The 16,587-nt window shown below is 62.7% G+C and carries 16 protein-coding genes; 10 read left to right on the forward strand and 6 right to left on the reverse strand.

The window, feature by feature from the left end:
- The gene (locus FQV27_RS11575; protein WP_147098597.1) at positions 1 to 789 is read right to left on the reverse strand and encodes an enoyl-ACP reductase FabI; all 789 of its coding nucleotides are present in this window, start codon (positions 787 to 789) and stop codon (positions 1 to 3) included.
- A gap of 7 nt (positions 790 to 796) precedes the next feature.
- Complete coding sequence (fabB, locus tag FQV27_RS11580; protein WP_147098599.1) at positions 797 to 2,026, reverse strand: beta-ketoacyl-ACP synthase I; 1,230 nt, start codon at positions 2,024 to 2,026, stop codon at positions 797 to 799.
- A gap of 276 nt (positions 2,027 to 2,302) precedes the next feature.
- Here fabB and FQV27_RS11585 point away from each other — a divergent pair, with 276 nt between their 5' ends.
- The 4 genes from FQV27_RS11585 to FQV27_RS11600 all read left to right on the forward strand — a co-directional run bounded on the left by FQV27_RS11585 (position 2,303) and on the right by FQV27_RS11600 (position 5,680).
- Positions 2,303 to 2,647 carry a RidA family protein gene (locus tag FQV27_RS11585; RefSeq protein WP_147098601.1) on the forward strand — a complete coding sequence of 115 codons (345 nt, stop codon included), beginning with the start codon at positions 2,303 to 2,305 and terminating at the stop codon, positions 2,645 to 2,647.
- A gap of 101 nt (positions 2,648 to 2,748) precedes the next feature.
- Positions 2,749 to 3,807, forward strand: coding sequence for a TRAP transporter substrate-binding protein (locus tag FQV27_RS11590; protein ID WP_147098603.1), 1,059 nt, complete (start codon positions 2,749 to 2,751; stop codon positions 3,805 to 3,807).
- Positions 3,807 to 4,313: a TRAP transporter small permease gene (locus FQV27_RS11595; protein ID WP_147098605.1), complete on the forward strand. Its 507-nt coding sequence runs from the start codon at positions 3,807 to 3,809 to the stop codon at positions 4,311 to 4,313. Before FQV27_RS11590 ends, FQV27_RS11595 begins: the two co-directional genes overlap by 1 nt.
- Positions 4,310 to 5,680, forward strand: a complete 1,371-nt coding sequence (locus tag FQV27_RS11600; RefSeq protein ID WP_147098608.1) for a TRAP transporter large permease — start codon at positions 4,310 to 4,312, stop codon at positions 5,678 to 5,680. Before FQV27_RS11595 ends, FQV27_RS11600 begins: the two co-directional genes overlap by 4 nt.
- Positions 5,681 to 5,736: 56 nt before the next feature.
- Here FQV27_RS11600 and fabA read toward each other — a convergent pair whose 3' ends face one another.
- The 3 genes from fabA to FQV27_RS11615 form a co-directional block, all read right to left on the reverse strand.
- Positions 5,737 to 6,246 carry a bifunctional 3-hydroxydecanoyl-ACP dehydratase/trans-2-decenoyl-ACP isomerase gene (gene fabA, locus FQV27_RS11605; RefSeq protein WP_147098610.1) on the reverse strand — a complete coding sequence of 170 codons (510 nt, stop codon included), beginning with the start codon at positions 6,244 to 6,246 and terminating at the stop codon, positions 5,737 to 5,739.
- 89 nt (positions 6,247 to 6,335) lie between these two features.
- Positions 6,336 to 7,196, reverse strand: coding sequence for a glycosyltransferase family protein (locus tag FQV27_RS11610; RefSeq protein ID WP_147098612.1), 861 nt, complete (start codon positions 7,194 to 7,196; stop codon positions 6,336 to 6,338).
- Positions 7,193 to 7,933 (reverse strand): hypothetical protein, encoded by a 741-nt coding sequence (locus FQV27_RS11615; RefSeq protein WP_147098614.1) that lies wholly within the window; start codon positions 7,931 to 7,933, stop codon positions 7,193 to 7,195. Before FQV27_RS11615 ends, FQV27_RS11610 begins: the two co-directional genes overlap by 4 nt.
- A gap of 113 nt (positions 7,934 to 8,046) precedes the next feature.
- On the opposite strand from FQV27_RS11615, the gene infC reads away from it, so the two are divergent.
- Genes infC through FQV27_RS11640 form a run of 5 tightly spaced genes read left to right on the forward strand, consistent with a single transcriptional unit; the run spans position 8,047 to position 12,816 of the window.
- Entirely contained in the window at positions 8,047 to 8,628 is a 582-nt protein-coding gene (gene infC, locus FQV27_RS11620) for a translation initiation factor IF-3 (protein WP_246133083.1), read from the forward strand.
- 60 nt (positions 8,629 to 8,688) lie between these two features.
- Positions 8,689 to 9,144, forward strand: coding sequence for a dUTP diphosphatase (gene dut, locus FQV27_RS11625; RefSeq protein ID WP_147098616.1), 456 nt, complete (start codon positions 8,689 to 8,691; stop codon positions 9,142 to 9,144).
- A gap of 3 nt (positions 9,145 to 9,147) precedes the next feature.
- Positions 9,148 to 10,272 (forward strand): HesA/MoeB/ThiF family protein, encoded by a 1,125-nt coding sequence (locus tag FQV27_RS11630; protein ID WP_186827288.1) that lies wholly within the window; start codon positions 9,148 to 9,150, stop codon positions 10,270 to 10,272.
- Between the two features lie 24 nt (positions 10,273 to 10,296).
- Entirely contained in the window at positions 10,297 to 12,333 is a 2,037-nt protein-coding gene (locus tag FQV27_RS11635) for a M3 family metallopeptidase (protein WP_147098619.1), read from the forward strand.
- Positions 12,334 to 12,366: 33 nt separating this feature from the next.
- Positions 12,367 to 12,816, forward strand: coding sequence for a hypothetical protein (locus tag FQV27_RS11640; protein WP_147098621.1), 450 nt, complete (start codon positions 12,367 to 12,369; stop codon positions 12,814 to 12,816).
- A gap of 77 nt (positions 12,817 to 12,893) precedes the next feature.
- Here the strand turns inward: FQV27_RS11640 and selD are convergent, their stop codons facing one another.
- On the reverse strand, positions 12,894 to 13,931 hold the full coding sequence (gene selD / locus FQV27_RS11645; RefSeq protein ID WP_222611697.1) for a selenide, water dikinase SelD: 1,038 nt from the start codon (positions 13,929 to 13,931) through the stop codon (positions 12,894 to 12,896).
- Between the two features lie 96 nt (positions 13,932 to 14,027).
- Here selD and FQV27_RS11650 point away from each other — a divergent pair, with 96 nt between their 5' ends.
- Positions 14,028 to 16,571, forward strand: a complete 2,544-nt coding sequence (locus FQV27_RS11650; RefSeq protein WP_147098623.1) for a putative PEP-binding protein — start codon at positions 14,028 to 14,030, stop codon at positions 16,569 to 16,571.
- The last annotated feature ends 16 nt before the right edge of the window (positions 16,572 to 16,587 follow it).

Raw genomic sequence — 16,587 nt, forward strand, 5'->3', positions numbered from 1 at the left:
TTACAGATTTTCGCTCTGGGGCATCCCGAGGACATGATAGCCGCCATCGACCATGATGATTTCACCCGTCGTGGCATTGGCCCAATCGCTTGTCAGCCAGACTGCGGTGCCGCCAATGGCCTCCAGCGTCGCATTGGTGCGCAGGGGCGAATTCGCTGCCGTGTGGCGGAAGGTCTTTCGCGCGCCACCAATGGCGGCACCAGCCAGCGTCTTCATCGGGCCGGGGCTGATTGCGTTCACACGAATTGCGTCCGGGCCAAGATCGTTGGCAAGATACCTGACCGATGCCTCCAGCGCTGCCTTGGCGACGCCCATGACATTATAGAACGGCGTCACACGGTTCGATCCGCCGTAAGTAAGCGTCAGGATCGACCCGCCAGCACCCATCAACGGGTGGGCGCGGCGCGCGACCTCGATCAGCGAATAGCACGAGATATCCAGCGAGTGCTTGAAATTGGCGCGGCTGGTATTCATGAACCGGCCGGCCAGCTCGTCCTTGTTGGAAAAGGCGATGGCGTGAACAAGAAAGTCGATCTTGCCCCACCGGTCGCCGATCTGCGCAAAGGCGGCATCCAGGCTGGCATCGTCGGTCACATCGACGTCGATCAGGAAGTCCGATCCGACCGATTCCGCCAAAGGGGCGACGCGGCCTGCGAACATGTCGCCCTGATACGAAAAGGCCAGTTCCGCACCTTCATCCGCCAGCGCTTTTGCGATCCCCCAGGCAATGGATCGGTCATTGGCGACCCCCATGACCAGACCGCGTTTGCCTTTCAGAAGATCGCCCATTCTCAAATCACTCCAGGAATTTCGACATCACCAGCGTCGCGTTGGTGCCGCCAAAGCCGAAGCTGTTGGACAGGACCGTGTCGAAATCGACATTGTCGATACGCTGTGTAGCGATTTCCTCGGGTTTGAGTTCGGGGTCAAGCTCGGCCACGTTCGCCGATGCGGCAATGAAGCCATTTTGCATCATCAGCAGCGAATAGATCGCCTCGTGCACGCCGGTCGCGCCAAGGCTGTGGCCGGTCAGCGATTTCGTGGATGCGATGGGCGGGGTCGAGCCTTCACCAAAGACACGCCGGATCGCCTTGACCTCGCCGATATCGCCAACCGGCGTCGACGTCCCGTGCGAGTTGATATAGCTCACCACGCGATCCTCTGGCAGCGTCGCCAGCGCGACGCGCATGGACCTTTCGCCGCCCTCGCCGGATGGCGCGACCATGTCATAGCCGTCCGACGTGGCCCCGTAACCCGTCACCTCTGCATAAATCTTGGCGCCGCGGGCGCGGGCGTGTTCCAGTTCTTCCAGCACCACGACGCCGCCGCCACCTGCGATGACGAAGCCGTCGCGGCTGACGTCATAGGGACGCGATGCGGTTTCGGGCGTGTCGTTATACTTGGACGACATCGCGCCCATCGCGTCGAACAGGCAGGACAGGGTCCAGTCAAGTTCTTCGCCACCCCCAGCAAAGACGATGTCCTGCTTGCCCATCTGAATCTGCTCGACCCCGTTTCCGATGCAATGCGCAGAGGTCGAACAGGCCGAGGTAATGGAATAGTTGACACCCTTGATCTTGAACGGTGTCGCAAGGCAGGCGGAATTCGTTGACGACATGCAGCGCGTGACCATGAACGGCCCCATGCGTTTGGGTGAACCTTTCTCGATAACGATCTGATGTGCATCAAAGAAATTCGATGTGGATGGACCGCCAGATCCCATGATCAATCCAGAACGGGGGTTCGAGACGTCGCTTTCCTCTAGCCCCGCATCGGCGATTGCCTGTTGCATCGCAAGGAAATTATAGGCCGCACCCGGACCCATGAAGCGCAGATTGCGCTTGTCTATATGATCTTCCAACACGATTTGGGGCATGCCGTGAACCTGACTGCGGAAGCCATGTTCGGCATATTCCGGTGCAAAGACGATGCCTGAGCGACCGGCCTTCAGGCTTTCGGTCACTTCCTGGGCGTTATTGCCGATGGGCGAGACGATCCCCAGCCCGGTGATGACGACGCGGCGCATGCACGCTCCTCTTCTCATTCCTTCAAGGGCTTGGCCCTGTTGACGTGACGATAATCACGCTACCCCTCCCATACAAGTTGCGGGGGCGCATTCAAACCGATGCTGGCGGTCATCATAAACGAATCCACCGTCCCGCGCATAGGGCGACGGCGACCCGCCCCAATCTTCAGGGCAATCTGGCGGCGTGACCGGTCCGGGCTTGCCCTTTGCACTGTGCGGCGGCACCACTTGTGGGCATATGATGGGACAAGCGACAGCAGCAGAAAGGAAACAGTCATGTCGATCAAACGCCTTCACGCCGGTCCCCGGATGAGCGAGGCCGTCATTCACGGTGACACAGTCTATCTGGCCGGGCAGGTCGGCAACCCCGGCAGCGGCGTCATGGAGCAGGCGGAGGAGGCGCTTGCGGCAGTTGATTCGCTTCTGGCAGAGGCCGGGACCGACAAGTCGAAAGCGCTTCAGGTCATTGTCTGGCTGGCCGACATGGGCGACTTCGACGCCATGAACAAGGTTTACGAAGCCTGGATCGACAAGGATAATCCACCGGTCCGTGCCACGGGCGAGGCGCGTCTGGCAACGCCCGCCTATCGCGTCGAATTCATTGTGACCGCGGCGCTTTGACAGACGGCGGCCCGCCTCCTGCGGCGGACCGCCTGCGCCCCGCCAATGCTGTGAAATCCCGACCGGGGCCGGGACAATAAACCAAACGGGAGGAAAAACGGATGAAAGTCTTCAATATCAGCATTGCCGCTGGCGCGGCGGCACTCGCGGTGCTTCTTGGCGCGGGCGGCGCGCTCGCGCAGGAGCACGTGTTCAAACTGCACCATTTTCTGGGCGCGGAATCGCCTGCGCAGAAGGATATGCTTGAGCCTTGGGCGAAGCGGGTCGAGGAGAACTCGGGCGGCAAGGTGAAAATCGAGATCTACCCGTCGATGACACTTGGTGGTCGCCCGCCGGAACTGGTCAGCCAGGTCCGTGACGGTGTTGTCGATCTCGTCTGGACGCTGAATGGCTATACGCCCGGCCTGTTCCCAAGGACCGAGGTGATGGAACTGCCCTTCGTTTTCGTGAACGACCCGGTTGCCGCCAATCTTGCATTGGCCGAGCTTTATCCGGAACATCTGGCCGAGGAATACAAGGGCGTCGAGCCGATGTTCCTGCACACCCATGCAGGCCAGGCGATCCAGACAGTATCGAAAGAGGTGCACTCGCCCGAGGATATGGCCGGCATGAAGCTGCGCATCCCGACACGCACAGGCGCCTGGGTGATCGAGGCACTTGATGCGCAACCCGTTTCGATGCCGGTACCCGATCTGCCGCTTGCGTTGTCGAAAGGCGTCGTGGACGGTGCACTGATCCCGTGGGAAATAATACCGGCGCTGAAGATACAGGATCAGACGCAGTTCCAGATCGAAGGCGCAGACAAGACCCGCCTCGGCACATCTGTGTTTCAGGTTTCCATGAACAAGGCGCGTTGGGACAGCCTTCCAGAGGATGTTCAAAAAGCGTTCCGCGATGCGTCGGGCCATGACTGGCTGGTTGAGGTCGGCGAGATCTGGCGCAAGACGGATGATCGCGGCATCAAGGTCGCTGTCGATAGCGGCAATACGCATATCACTCTGACCCCGGAAGAAACCGAGGCTTTCCGCGCCAAGCTGGAACCTGTCGTGGATCGTTGGGTGAGCGAGGTTGAACCGCTTGGCATAGACGGTGCGGCGCTTGTCGCGACGGCTCGCGACCTGATCGCGAAGAACACAGGCGACGAAGGGGCGTCGCAGTAATGTTCGAAGAAGAACGTTCCGGCCGCAGCGGCCTTGCCGCTGTGGTTGCCGTCCTTGCCACGGGATGGGCGCTGCTTGGCGGGCTGGTCCTGCTGGCGGTGGTGGGCATCAACGCCTTATCGGTTGCAGGTGCAGCTTTGGGCCACCCGCTTGCCGGCGATTTCGAGATGACAGAGATGGGTATCGCCGTCGCCGTTTTCGCCTTCCTGCCGTATTGCCAACTGACCGACGCGAATGTCACTGCGGATATCTTTACCGCACGCGCCAGCGCCCGGTCCGTGTCTGCGCTGCGCGCGCTCGCGGCCCTTGTCGCATGCGGTTTCGCCGCCGTTCTGTTGTGGCGTATGTCGCTGGGTCTGGCCGATCACCGAAGCTATTCCTCAATCACGGCGATCCTGCAGATTCCCGTCTGGTGGGCCTTCGTTCCAGTTCTCGTCTCGCTCGTGCTGCTGATCGCAACCTCGGTGCTGAGCTTTATCGAGTCTCTGCGCGAGGCAGTCGCATGAGCGATCCGATCACCCTTGGCCTTGTCGCGCTGGTTCTGCTGGTCGCGCTGATCGCGATAAGGATTCCGATCGCCTATTCGATGATCCTCGTCGGGGCGGGGGGCATCATGATGCTGAGCGGCCCGGCACTGCTGCTGAGCCAGCTCAAGACGCTCGCCTACGGTCAGTTCTCTGTCTATGACCTGTCGATCGTGCCGATGTTCATCCTGATGGGAGAGCTGGCGACGGTTGCGGGTCTTAGTCAGGCGTTGTTTCGCGGCGCGAACGCGTGGCTTGGCTGGATGCGGGGGGGCACGGCAATGGCGGCTATTGCGGGCTGTGCCGGGTTCGGCGCGGTTTGCGGATCGTCGCTCGCCACCGCATCGACTATGGGCAAGGTGGCGCTGCCAGAACTGCGAAAATACCGCTATTCCGGCGCATTGGCGACGGGCTCGCTGGCGGCTGGCGGGGTGCTCGGTATTCTGATCCCGCCCTCGGTTGTGCTGATCGTCTATGCCGTCATGGTCGAGGCGAATATCGTCACCATGTTCGCCGCTGCACTTCTGCCGGGCATACTCGCGGTATTCCTTTTCATCCTGACCATCGCGATCTATGTCGCCATCCGTCCCGAGGCAGGCCCGCGCGGCGGTGCGACATCGCGCGAGGAGTTCCTGTCCGCCAGCATCGGATTGCTTCCGGTGATCGGGATTTTCGGGCTCGTGCTTGGCGGCATCTATCTGGGCTTCTTCAACCCGACCCCCGCCGCCGCCATTGGCGTGCTTCTGGTCGCGCTTTATGGCCTGCTGCGCGGTTCCATCCGCTGGGGCTCGATGATCACGGCGTTGAAGGCGACGGCGCGCTCGTCCGGGATGATCTATCTGATCCTGCTGGGCGCGGAGCTGATGAAGATCTTCATGTCGCGCGCCGGACTGCCGCAGACTGCGGCCGCATGGATCGCCGACAGTGGCATGTCTCCCATGGCGGTCATGGTCGTCATCCTGATCGCGCTGATACTGCTCGGCTGCCTGATGGACAGCCTTTCGATGATCCTGCTGGTGATACCCTTCTTCTGGCCAATGCTGCTGGAACTGAACGGAGGCCTTTACCAGATCAGCGCGGACGGCGCGGGCTTCGGCATGAGCACAGAGGACCTGAAGATCTGGTTTGGTATCCTCGCGCTGATCGTGGTCGAACTGGGGCTGATTACGCCGCCGGTCGGAATGAACGTGTTCATCATCTCCAGCCTCGCGAAGGACGTGCCGATGATCGAGACATTCAAGGGCGTGCTGCCGTTCTTCTTTGCCGAGCTTCTGCGCGTTGCGCTGCTGCTGCTGTTCCCGGTCATCACGCTTGCGCTTCCGCGCTTGCTGGCATCCTGGCCGACATGAAAAGGGCCGCTTTCGACGGCGGCCCTTCATTCATCGTGCAGCGAAGGCAGGCAGGCTCAGCTTTCCGAAAGCGCGACCTTCATGTCCTTGACCTGATAGATCACCTCGCCATCGGCCTCGACGATGCCGTCGGCAACGCCCATCGTCAGCCGTCGGGTCTGCACGGCCTTGGTGAAATCGACCTTGTAGGTCAGCATCTTGCGGTCGGGCCGGACCATGCCGGTCAGCTTGACCTCGCCCACGCCAAGGGCGTAGCCGCGTCCCTGCCAGCCGCGCCAGCCGAGGTTGAAGCCGGTAAGCTGCCACAACCCGTCAAGACCGAGGCAGCCCGGCATGATCGGATTTCCGGGGAAGTGGCAGGGGAAGAACCACAGATCGGGATTGATATCGAATTCGGCCACGACATGGCCCTTGCCATGCTGGCCGCCATCTTCGGATATGTCGGTGATGCGGTCCATCATCAGCATCGGCGGTTCGGGCAGTTGAGCGTTGCCGGGTCCGAAAAGTTCGCCGCGCGCGCAAGCCAGCAGATCGTCCTTGTCGAATTTGGTCTTCTGCATTGCCATGCCTGCAATCGCCTTCCTTAGTTGACGGGTCGTCACCCTGTTTCAGGCGCCCTGTCTAACGATCAACTTTCGTTCCCGCAAGCTGCGGTCTAGAACCACTGACCCGGCTCCATCAGGCCGAGATCCATCAGCTGCTGGGAACTCCACTCGAAGGGATGCGAATTGCGCCAGGTGAAGCGCTTGATCTCGTCGCGCGATCCCGGATTGCGCATCAGCGCCTTGGCGACCCTGAAGGACGCGATAGCGGCAGTCAGATTGTGATGCCAGGGGCAGGAATAGGTATTGTATTCCTGATCGTTGAAGCGGTGATCGGGCAGCAGTCGCAGTCCCGCGCGGGACTGGAACAGCGAGATGCGGTCGATCCTGCGGCGTTCCTCGGGCAGGTATTCCTCGAAGCGCCAGCGCAGGCCGCCGTGGAAATCCAGCTGCCGCTGCAGAAACTGTCCGGTCGCATCCTTGCGGCCAAGCGCGTAATAACCGATGCGGTCGAACATCGCGTCGGGCAGGCTGACGGCATCCGGAAAGCGCGTCAGATCCGGCGCGTAAAGGTCGATCACATAGCTCAGCATCGAGGCGCGGCGCTCCTCGGTATGGAATGCCAGCATTTCGCCGACACGCCGCGATTCCGAGAAGGGATAGAACAGATACTCGGCATTGTATCCGTAGTAGATCCATGTGCCCGCCGGCACGGCATCGTTCACCGCGTTGACAGCCTCTGCATGGGCGTTGGGGCGGCGGGTGTCGAAGATAAGGTTGCGTATCCCGTCGCGCGTCGCCTGAAAGCTCAGCGGTTCGGGCGACAGGGCAAGCAGCGTGCGAAACCCGGCGCGCAGTGCGTGATCGACGGTCGAGGCCGCTTCTGTCTCGTCCTCGAACAGGATAATCGCGATGGGCCCGGATTTAAGCTCTGCCGGGTGCGCGGCCAGATAATCGCGAAGTGACGGTGTCATTGCAGCAATTCCCGAAGCCGGGCCAGCTGGGCCGATGGGTCATAGCCCTGAAGCGGGGGCGTGCTGTCAGGCAGCGCGGCACGAGCCGCAGCGCCCGTCGCGGCGGCGCGGATAGCATTGGCTGCATCGCGATCCGCGTCTGACAGGATCGCTTCGACTTGCGCGGCCAGCCGGTTCCGCTGCTGCGCGACCAGCATGTCATCGGACGACGGTGGGGCCGATAACGCGTTGCGCATTGCGGCGCTGTCGAACGCCTGCGCATCAAGATACGGCGCCAGCACGTCGCGCAGATCGGCGCGCGCGGTATCGAGCGCCGCTTCCTCGGCGCGGGCTGTGGCTTCGGCGCGGGCGCGGGAATCGGCGGCGGCGATCACGGCTTCGGCAACGCGCTCTGTCTCGACAGCCATGGCGCTTCCGGTCTGCGCGGGAAGCGGCGCATCCATGGGTGCGGGCGTGGGCGTAGGCTCTGTTGCCGTGGCTGCGGCGGTGCCAGCCGTGTCAGACCTGGACGAGGCTGCATCGTCCGGTATTGCCGGGTCTGCCTGCGCTTGCGCCGGTTCGGTCATCGCTTCGGTCGAAGGCCCCGATGGATCTGTCGCAGATGGCGCGGTTTCTTCGGCAAGGGGCGGGAGCTTATCGCGCAATGCACCCGGCAACGCATCAGGATGCGTCCAGCCCCACCAGCCCGCGCCGCCAAGAAGAAGCATTATGATGACAATCGCGATCAGCCTGCGCATCGGGCGTTCCTTTTTGATGTCCCCTGTTGCCACAAGCAGCCTGTGGCGAAAAGCCCGCGCGTCGAAGGTCATAGCGGGGAATCCGGTTGTAACGCGCCGAACGAATCCCTATTTTGCCCGGCATTCAACCGCACCATAAAAGGAATCCGACCATAGCTCGTCGTCCGCACAACGCGCCGCCCCCGAACCGTGACGCCGGTCCCCGCGTCAATGAACGTATTCGTGTCGCCGAAATTCGCCTGATCGGCGCTGACGGTGAAAATGTCGGTGTCGTCTCGCCCGCCCGCGGGCTGGAGATGGCACAGGAAGCCGGTCTCGATCTGGTCGAGATCTCGCCCAATGCGACCCCGCCCGTCTGCAAGATCATGGATCTTGGCAAGTTCAAATACGAACAGCAGAAGCGCGAGGCCGAGGCCCGCAAGAAGCAGAAGATCATCGACATCAAGGAAGTGAAGTTCCGTCCGGGTACGGATACGCACGACTACGACGTCAAGATGCGCAACGTCATGAAGTTCCTGGAAGCGGGCGACAAGGTCAAAGTGACCCTTCGTTTCCGCGGCCGCGAGATGGCGCACCAGGATCTGGGGCTGGACCTGCTGAACCGCGTTCGCGACGATGTCGGCGAGGCTGGCAAGGTCGAGAACATGCCGAAGCTGGAAGGCCGGCAGATGGTCATGATGATCGCACCACGCTAAGGAGCGATATCCAATGGGGCCGCCCTCGGGCGGCCTTTTGCTTTGCCGGAAGGTCATGTCATGCAGCCCGAAATTCTGATCCTCAAAGACGAGGGTGCCGATCCTCTGCTGCCCTTGCCTGCCTATGAGACGGCGGGTGCAGCGGGTGCCGACCTTCGCGCAGACCTGCGCGGGGACGAGGTCACGCTTGCGCCGCTGGAACGGCGGCTTATCCCGACCGGGCTGAAAATGCAGATCCCGCCGGGTTTCGAGGTTCAGGTCCGCGCCCGCTCTGGTGCGGCACTGCGCGATGGGCTTGCCATGGCGAATGGTGTCGGCACCATTGATTGCGATTATCGCGGCCCGGTCGGCGTGATTGCGGTCAACCTGTCGGATCGGCCTCTGGTCATTCGGCACGGCGACCGCATCGCGCAGATCATCGTCGCGCCCGTGGTTCAGGCGAAATTCACGCAAACGGCCTCGATCGACCAGACGGCGCGCGGCGAAGGCGGCTTCGGGTCCACCGGGCGGGGCTGAGCGATGGCGCTGATCCCCCTTGCGGTGCTGAGCTTTCTCGCCCTCGCATGGTGGATGGGCTGGGGCATCCTGCGGGTGCTGGTCGCGATCGTGCTGGTGTGGATCGTCGTGCTGGTCCTGATGCTGGCCGCCCCCGCAGCAGAGTTTCGCGCGGCCATCGGGATCGACCCGCAGGCGTGGTTCGCAGGCGGTGCGGTGCTGGGGCTGCTGCTTGGCTATGCCGCGCTGATCCGTCGTGCGCGCGCAGCGGCCGTGCGCCGATGGGGGCAGGCGGACAGTCCCGGTCTGGCGGCGCTGTCCGACAAGGCGGCGCGCGTAGACACGGCCACAAGCGATGCCCGCAGAACGGGGTGGGGCGAGGCCCAGTCCGAGGCGTTGGACCGCTATGCCCGCCACATCGTCCTGCGCGAGATCGGGGGGCCGGGTCAGGCCAGGCTGCGCGACTCGTCCGTGCTGATCGTCGGGGCAGGCGGGCTTGGTGCGCCGGCAGCTCTCTACCTCGCGGCGGCGGGCGTGGGGCGCATCACCATCGCCGATCCGGATGAGGTCAGTGTTTCCAACCTGCAACGGCAAATCATCTATCGCAGCTCTGATGCGGGTCGGCCCAAGGGGCTGGCCGCTGCCGAGGCATTGCGCGCCCTGAACCCTTTGGTTCATATTCAGGCGATGCGCCGCGCCCTGGACAAGAATGATGAGGCGCTGATCGGCGAATTCGATCTCGTGCTGGACGGCACCGACAGATTCGCGACGCGCGCGGAGATCGGCACGATTTGCGCGAAAGCCGGGGTGCCGCTGATTTCAGGCGCGATCTCGCAATGGGAAGGTCAACTGACGCTTTACGACCCGTCGGCGGGCGGGCCCTGTTTTGCCTGTATCTTTCCAGAAGCCCCGTCGGAAGGTCTGGCGCTTTCCTGCGCCGAGGCCGGCGTCGCCGGTCCGCTGCCGGGGGTCATAGGCTCGATGATGGCACTGGAGGCGATCAAGCAGATCACCGGCGCGGGCGCGTCGCTGCTTGGGCGAATGCTGATCTTTGACGGTCTTTACGGAGAAAACCGCACGATTACCCTGCACCGCCGAAAGGATTGCCCGGTCTGTTCAGGGGTGGAACAGAACGACGCCGAGGCATAGGTTTCCCGCAAAAGGAGACATGCCATGACCAACGACGCTTACCGCGAACTGACCGATTGGAGCGGCATCCACGGATTGCCGCGTTTCGACCTGATAAGGGATGAAGATTTCGCGCCGGCCATGGACAGGGCCCTTGCCGATGCCGATGCCGCGATCGAGGCAATCGCGGCAAACCCCGAACCTCCTAGCTTCCAAAATACAGTTGCCGCGCTGGAAACCGCGGAGCAACCGCTGAACAATCTTTGCGCGGTGTTCTATACCCTCACGGGCGTCGACTCGAATGAGCGGCGCGAGGCGCTGAGCCGCGAATTCGCCCCGATACTTGCCGCGCATGGCAGCAAGGTCAGCATGGACAGGAGGCTTTACGACCGCGTCGCCGCCGTGTTTGAAGGCGCAGACGCGCTGCCGCCGCAGGATCGCCGCGTGACAGAGCTTGCGCTGCGCAGCTTTCGCCGTGCGGGTGCGGGACTGGACGGCGATGCACGCGCGCGCATGGCCGCGATTCGCCAGCGTCTTGCGGTGCTTCAGACCCAGTTCGGGCAGAATGTGCTTGCCGATGAGCGTGATTTGGTCATGCAGGTGCCCGATGATCGTCTTTCGGGCCTGCCTGACTGGCTGCTGACGGCGATGCGCGCCGCAGCGGCAGAGCGCGGCCGGGACGGGCAGATCGTCACGCTCAGCCGCTCTCTCATCGTTCCGTTTCTGCAATATTCCGATGATCGCGATCTGCGCGAGGCCGCGTGGAGGGCATGGGTCGCGCGCGGTTCGGGCGAAGGCGCGGGCGGCGCTGCGACGGATAATAATGCGATCGTCGCCGAGATACTCGCCCTGCGCCACGAACGCGCGCAGCTTCTGGGATACGAGGATTTCGCCGCATACAAGCTGGAACCCGAGATGGCCGGGACTGCCGAGCGGGTCGAGGAACTGCTGACCGAGGTCTGGAACGCGGCAAAGAAAAGGGCCGACAGCGACGGGGCGGAACTGGCCCGGATGCTTCAGCAGGATGGCGTGAATGCCGAACTGGCCCCCTGGGACTGGCGCTACTATGCCGAGCGCAAGCGCCGTGCCGAACACGATCTGGATGAGGCCGAGGTCAAGCCCTACCTGACGCTCGATGCCATGCGCGAAGCCGTGTTCGATGTTGCGAACCGCCTGTTCCGGCTGGAATTCGAGCCTTTCGACGCGCCGCTCTGGTCGCCGGATGCCCGTGCATGGCGGGTAATGCGCGACGGGCAAGAGATGGCGATCTTCATCGCGGATGACTTCGCGCGACCTTCTAAGCGGTCGGGGGCGTGGTGCGGCGCGCTGCGCTATCAGCACAAGATCGGCGACGGGCAGCGCGCGATCGTGGTCAATGTCTGCAATTTCACCCCGCCTGCGAAGCCCGGCGCGCCTGCCTTTCTGTCATGGGACGATGCAGGGACGCTTTTCCATGAATTCGGCCATGCGCTTCATCATATCCTGTCGGACGTCCACTGGCCGTCGATTTCTGGCACATCTGTCGCGCGCGATTTCGTGGAACTCCCAAGCCAGCTTTATGAGCACTGGCTGGAACAGCCCGAGGTTCTGGACCAGCATGCGCGCCACGCTGAAACTGGTGCCGCGCTTCCCGCCGATCTGCGCGACCGGATCATCGCTGCCGGGAATGCAGATCAGGGCTTCTCGACGCTGGAATATCTGCAAAGCGCGCTTGTCGATCTGGGCTTTCATCGCGGCGAACCGCCTGCCGATCCGATGGCGCGTCAGGCAGAAATCCTTGCCGAACTTGATGCGCCGACTGCAATCCCGATGCGCCATGCCACGCCGCATTTCGGTCATGTGTTTTCCGGTGACGGCTATTCGGCGGGCTACTATTCCTACCTCTGGTCCGAGGTGATGGATGCCGATGCGTTCGAGGCATTCCGCGAGGCGGGCGATATATTTGACCCCGAAACGGCGCGCCGTCTGGAGGCGTCGATCCTGTCGCGTGGCGATTCGGCACCAGCGGATGACTTGTGGATAGAATTTCGGGAACAAAAACCGGGGATCAAACCTTTGTTATCAGGCCGTGGGTTGATCTGACGCCTACGGAACCAACCAATAGAGAGGTCACAGATGAACCGGATTACAATGTTTACGGCCATTGGTGCCGTCGCCTTTGCCCTTGCCGGCTGCACCGTCGAGGAAGACCCGATCACGAAAGCCGAAGCCGATGTCCTCGCGGATGAGACAATGGCACCCGCGGCACCGGAAGCCGCGTCTGGCGCCGTTGCCCCGGCCAATAGCCTGAATGGCAGCTATAACCTGCGTTCGAGCGAGTGCGGTCAGGCGGCCAGCGAGGGCGCCCTGACTGTCGAAGGCACCAGGTTCAGCTTCTACGAGGCGCAGTGCAATGCTGTCAGCACGACCATCAAGGGTGACGCTGCCGAGACGCAGCTTTCCTGCGGTGGCGAAGGTCAGGCCTTCACCCGCCTTGTGCTTCTGCGCCTGTCGCCGGGCACGATGCAGATGGAAGAAAACGGCGTGAACCTGCGCTACTACCGCTGCCCGACCCCCGGCGCATAAGAGCCAGCGAAGTCATCACCACGCGGAAGGCGGCACCCTGCGTGCCGCCTTTTTCGTTTCCCAACCACGTCGCGCTGTCAGCGTATCTCGATCCCTTCGCCTTCGGTGACTTCGCCGATAATCGCCGCTTTGGGATGGCGCTCACGTATCTGTGCCAGAACCTGATCCGCCGCTTCGGCTGCGACCGCAACCAGCAGACCGCCGGAGGTCTGCGGATCGGTCAGGATCATCCGCTCTGCGTCGGTGATGTCGTCAGGCAGCGTGACACGGCCGCCGACCGCGTCCCAGTTGCGCTGGCTGGCGCCTGTGCCGTGACCCGATGCCGCAAGCTCTGCCGCGCGGGCGAGCAGAGGGATAGCGTTGCGGTTGATATGCAGCGCGCAACCCGCGCCTCTCGCCATTTCCATCCCGTGCCCGAGGATGCCGAAGCCTGTTACATCGGTCAGGGCATGCACTTCGGGCAGCGCCGACAAATCCTGTCCGATCCGGTTCAGCGTGGTGCAGCTCGTAACCATCTCGGCGATGTCATCCGCCGTCGCCGTGCCTTTCTTGATCGCGTTCGAATAGATACCGACACCGACAGGCTTGGTCAGGATCAGCTTGTCTGTCGCCTGCGCGCCGCCATTGCGGCGAACGTCCCCTGGCGCACACAGCCCGATCACCGCCAGCCCATAGATCGGCTCTGGCGAATCGATCGAGTGTCCGCCGGCAATGGGGATGCCTGCCTCGGCGCAGATATCGGCACCGCCTGACAGAATGTCGCGAATAACATCGGGTGGCATCTTGTTGATCGGCATTCCAAGGATCGCAAGCGCCATGACCGGCCGGCCACCCATCGCGTAAATGTCGGAGATCGCATTCGTGGCGGCAATGCGCCCGAAATCGCGCGGGTCATCCACCATCGGCATGAAAAAATCGGTCGTGGCGATCAGACAGGTATTCTCGTCGATCTGCCAGACGGCGGCATCGTCTGATTCGGCATTGCCGACCAGAAGTTGCGGAAACATCTGCCCCATCGGCTGGTCGGCGAGCAGTTCGCTAAGGACAGCCGGGCCGAGTTTGCATCCGCAGCCGCCGCCATGTGCCAGTTCGGTCAATCTCATTGCAGTCTCCATCATTCGATATGGCGCAACGTTTTCGCTTGCTGCGGGCCGATAATCGACATCTCGCACTTGCAGCAAATCCGGCGCCATGCCTTAATCCGCCACATTATGACGCGCATGATAGATCCGAAAGACATCGTTGATATTACGCCCTCTGCCGGGATCTCGACCGCCATTCATGGCTGGCGGGCGAAATGTCTGCAACGTCTTATCAGGATGGATCTGCCGGTGCCGCGTTCGCACGCGATCTCGGCCGCGGCAGTCCGGTCGATGGCGCAGGGCGCGATGTTGCCGCAGGGAACGCTTGATGCGCTGTTTTCGAACGGTAATGGGCTTGTCAGTATTCGTCCCTCGGCGGTGATGCCCGAATGGGGCGGGCCGGGCACGGTCCTCAACGTTGGTATCAACGACGAGCGGCACCGACAGCTTGCAAAGACACGCGGGCAGGATGCGGCAGACGCGATCTATCTTGGCTTCGTTCAGTCATATGCGGTGAATGTCGCACGGCTCGACCCCGACATGTTCGCCGATGGCAGCGAGGGGACGCTTGCGCGTGCGCTCGAAACCTATCGCAACGAGATGGACGAGGATTTCCCGCAGGACCCGGTGCGGCAGCTGACCGAGGTTCTGCGGTCCATGGCCCGCTCCTGGGACGCGCCGACCGCGCGGCTGCTGCGTCAGGCGAAGGGTGCGCCCGAAGATGCGCCGCTGGGGCTTGTCGTCCAGCAGATGGCGCTGGCGATCGGTCCGGGGATCACGGGTTCGGGCACGGTGCAGATGATCGACAGTGTCACCGGCGCGCCGATCCTGATGGGGCGCTTCAAGGGACAGATGCAGGGTCGTTCGCGCGGGCAGGGGGCGGAAACGCTGTATCTGACACGCGACGAGCGTGGGCCATCGCTGGAAGACCTCGCGCCCGACGCCTTCGCGGATCTGGTTCGTTTTTGCGAGGCCGCGCGGGTCAGGCTGCGTGACGAGATGCAGATCGAATTCGTGATGTCGGATGGCGAGCTTTCGATCCTGGATGCGGTCAGGACTCAGCGCTCGTCACGTGCCGCCGTGAATATCGCAGTTTCGCTAGCCCGCGACGGCATCATCCCACCCGAGGACGCCGTGATGCGGGTCGAGCCGCGCGCCCTGTCTGAACTGATGCATTACCAGATCGACCCGCGCGCGCCCCGCGACATCATCGCGCGCGGCATTGATGCAAGCCCGGGCGCGGCAACGGGCAAAATCGTCTTTACGGCCACCGCGGCGCAAGCCTCGGCCGCACGGGGCGAGCCGTGTATTCTGGTGCGTCGCGAAACCGTGCCAGAGGATATTCGCGGCATGCATGCGGCAGTCGGTGTTCTGACGGAACGCGGCGGCATGACCAGCCATGCCGCCGTGATCGCGCGCGGCCTCGGCTTGCCCTGTATTGTCGGCGCGCACGGCATCAGCATTGATCCACGCGCCCGAGAGTTGCGCAGCGGCGGCCGCAGCTTTCGCGAGGGCGAGGAGATCACGATAGACGGCACATCGGGCGAAGTGCTGGCGGGATCTGCACAATTGCTGGAGCCGGCACTGGATGACAGCTTTAACCAGTTGCTCGACTGGGCCGACGAATCTCGCGATATGGGTGTGCGCGCGAATGCCGACACGCCCGAGGATGCGCGCACTGCCCGCATGTTCAAGGCGCAGGGGATCGGACTGTGCCGGACCGAGCACATGTTCTTTGACGAGATGCGCCTGCCGATCATGCGAGAGATGATCTTCGCCAACAGTCCCGAAGATCGCCGCGTCGCGCTGGAGCGTTTGCTGCCGATTCAGCGGCAGGACTTTACCGAGCTTTTTGACATCATGGCCGGTATGCCGGTCACGATCCGGCTGTTCGATCCGCCTTTGCACGAATTCCTGCCGCAGGACCGCGAAGGAATGCGCGAACTTGCCGAATCGCTGGACCTGCCTTTGTCCGATGTGACCCGCCGGATCGAGGCCCTGTCAGAATTCAATCCGATGCTCGGCATGCGGGGCGTTCGGCTTGGCATTACCGTGCCTGAAATTTACGACATGCAGGCACGCGCTATTTTCGAGGCCGCGATTGCGACCGCAAATGCGGGAGAGGGGGTCGTGCCAGAGATCATGATCCCGCTGGTCAGTGCCCGGCGTGAGGTCGAAATCGTCAAGACCCGCGTCGACGCGGTTGCCGCCGCGCTGCGCAACGAAACCGGGCGCGACTTCACCTATCGTCTCGGCGTCATGGTCGAGACACCGCGCGCTGCGCTTCGCGCTGGTGACATCGCGCGTCATTCCGCCTTCCTGTCCTTCGGCACCAACGACCTGACACAGATGACCTATGGCCTGTCGCGCGACGATGCGGGCCGGTTCATGAACAGCTATGTCCAGCAAGGCGTTTATGCCGAAGACCCGTTTCATATCCTTGACGAGGACGGCGTCGGAGAGCTGTTGCTGATCGGCACGCAGCGCGCCCGCGAGGCGCAGCCTGAAATCACCATCGCGGTCTGCGGCGAACATGGCGGGAACCCGCAATCCATCGCCTTTTGCCAGCGCGCAGGTCTGGACTATATCTCCTGCTCTCCGTTTCGGGTTCCGGTTGCTCGGCTTGCTGCAGCGCAGGAATCGATTCGAAGCCGGCGCGAGAAAAACCCCTGATTCGGGGGGCTTGCTG

It is taken from the genome of Paracoccus aurantiacus (genome assembly GCF_007993065.1).
GTDB lineage: Bacteria > Pseudomonadota > Alphaproteobacteria > Rhodobacterales > Rhodobacteraceae > Paracoccus > Paracoccus aurantiacus.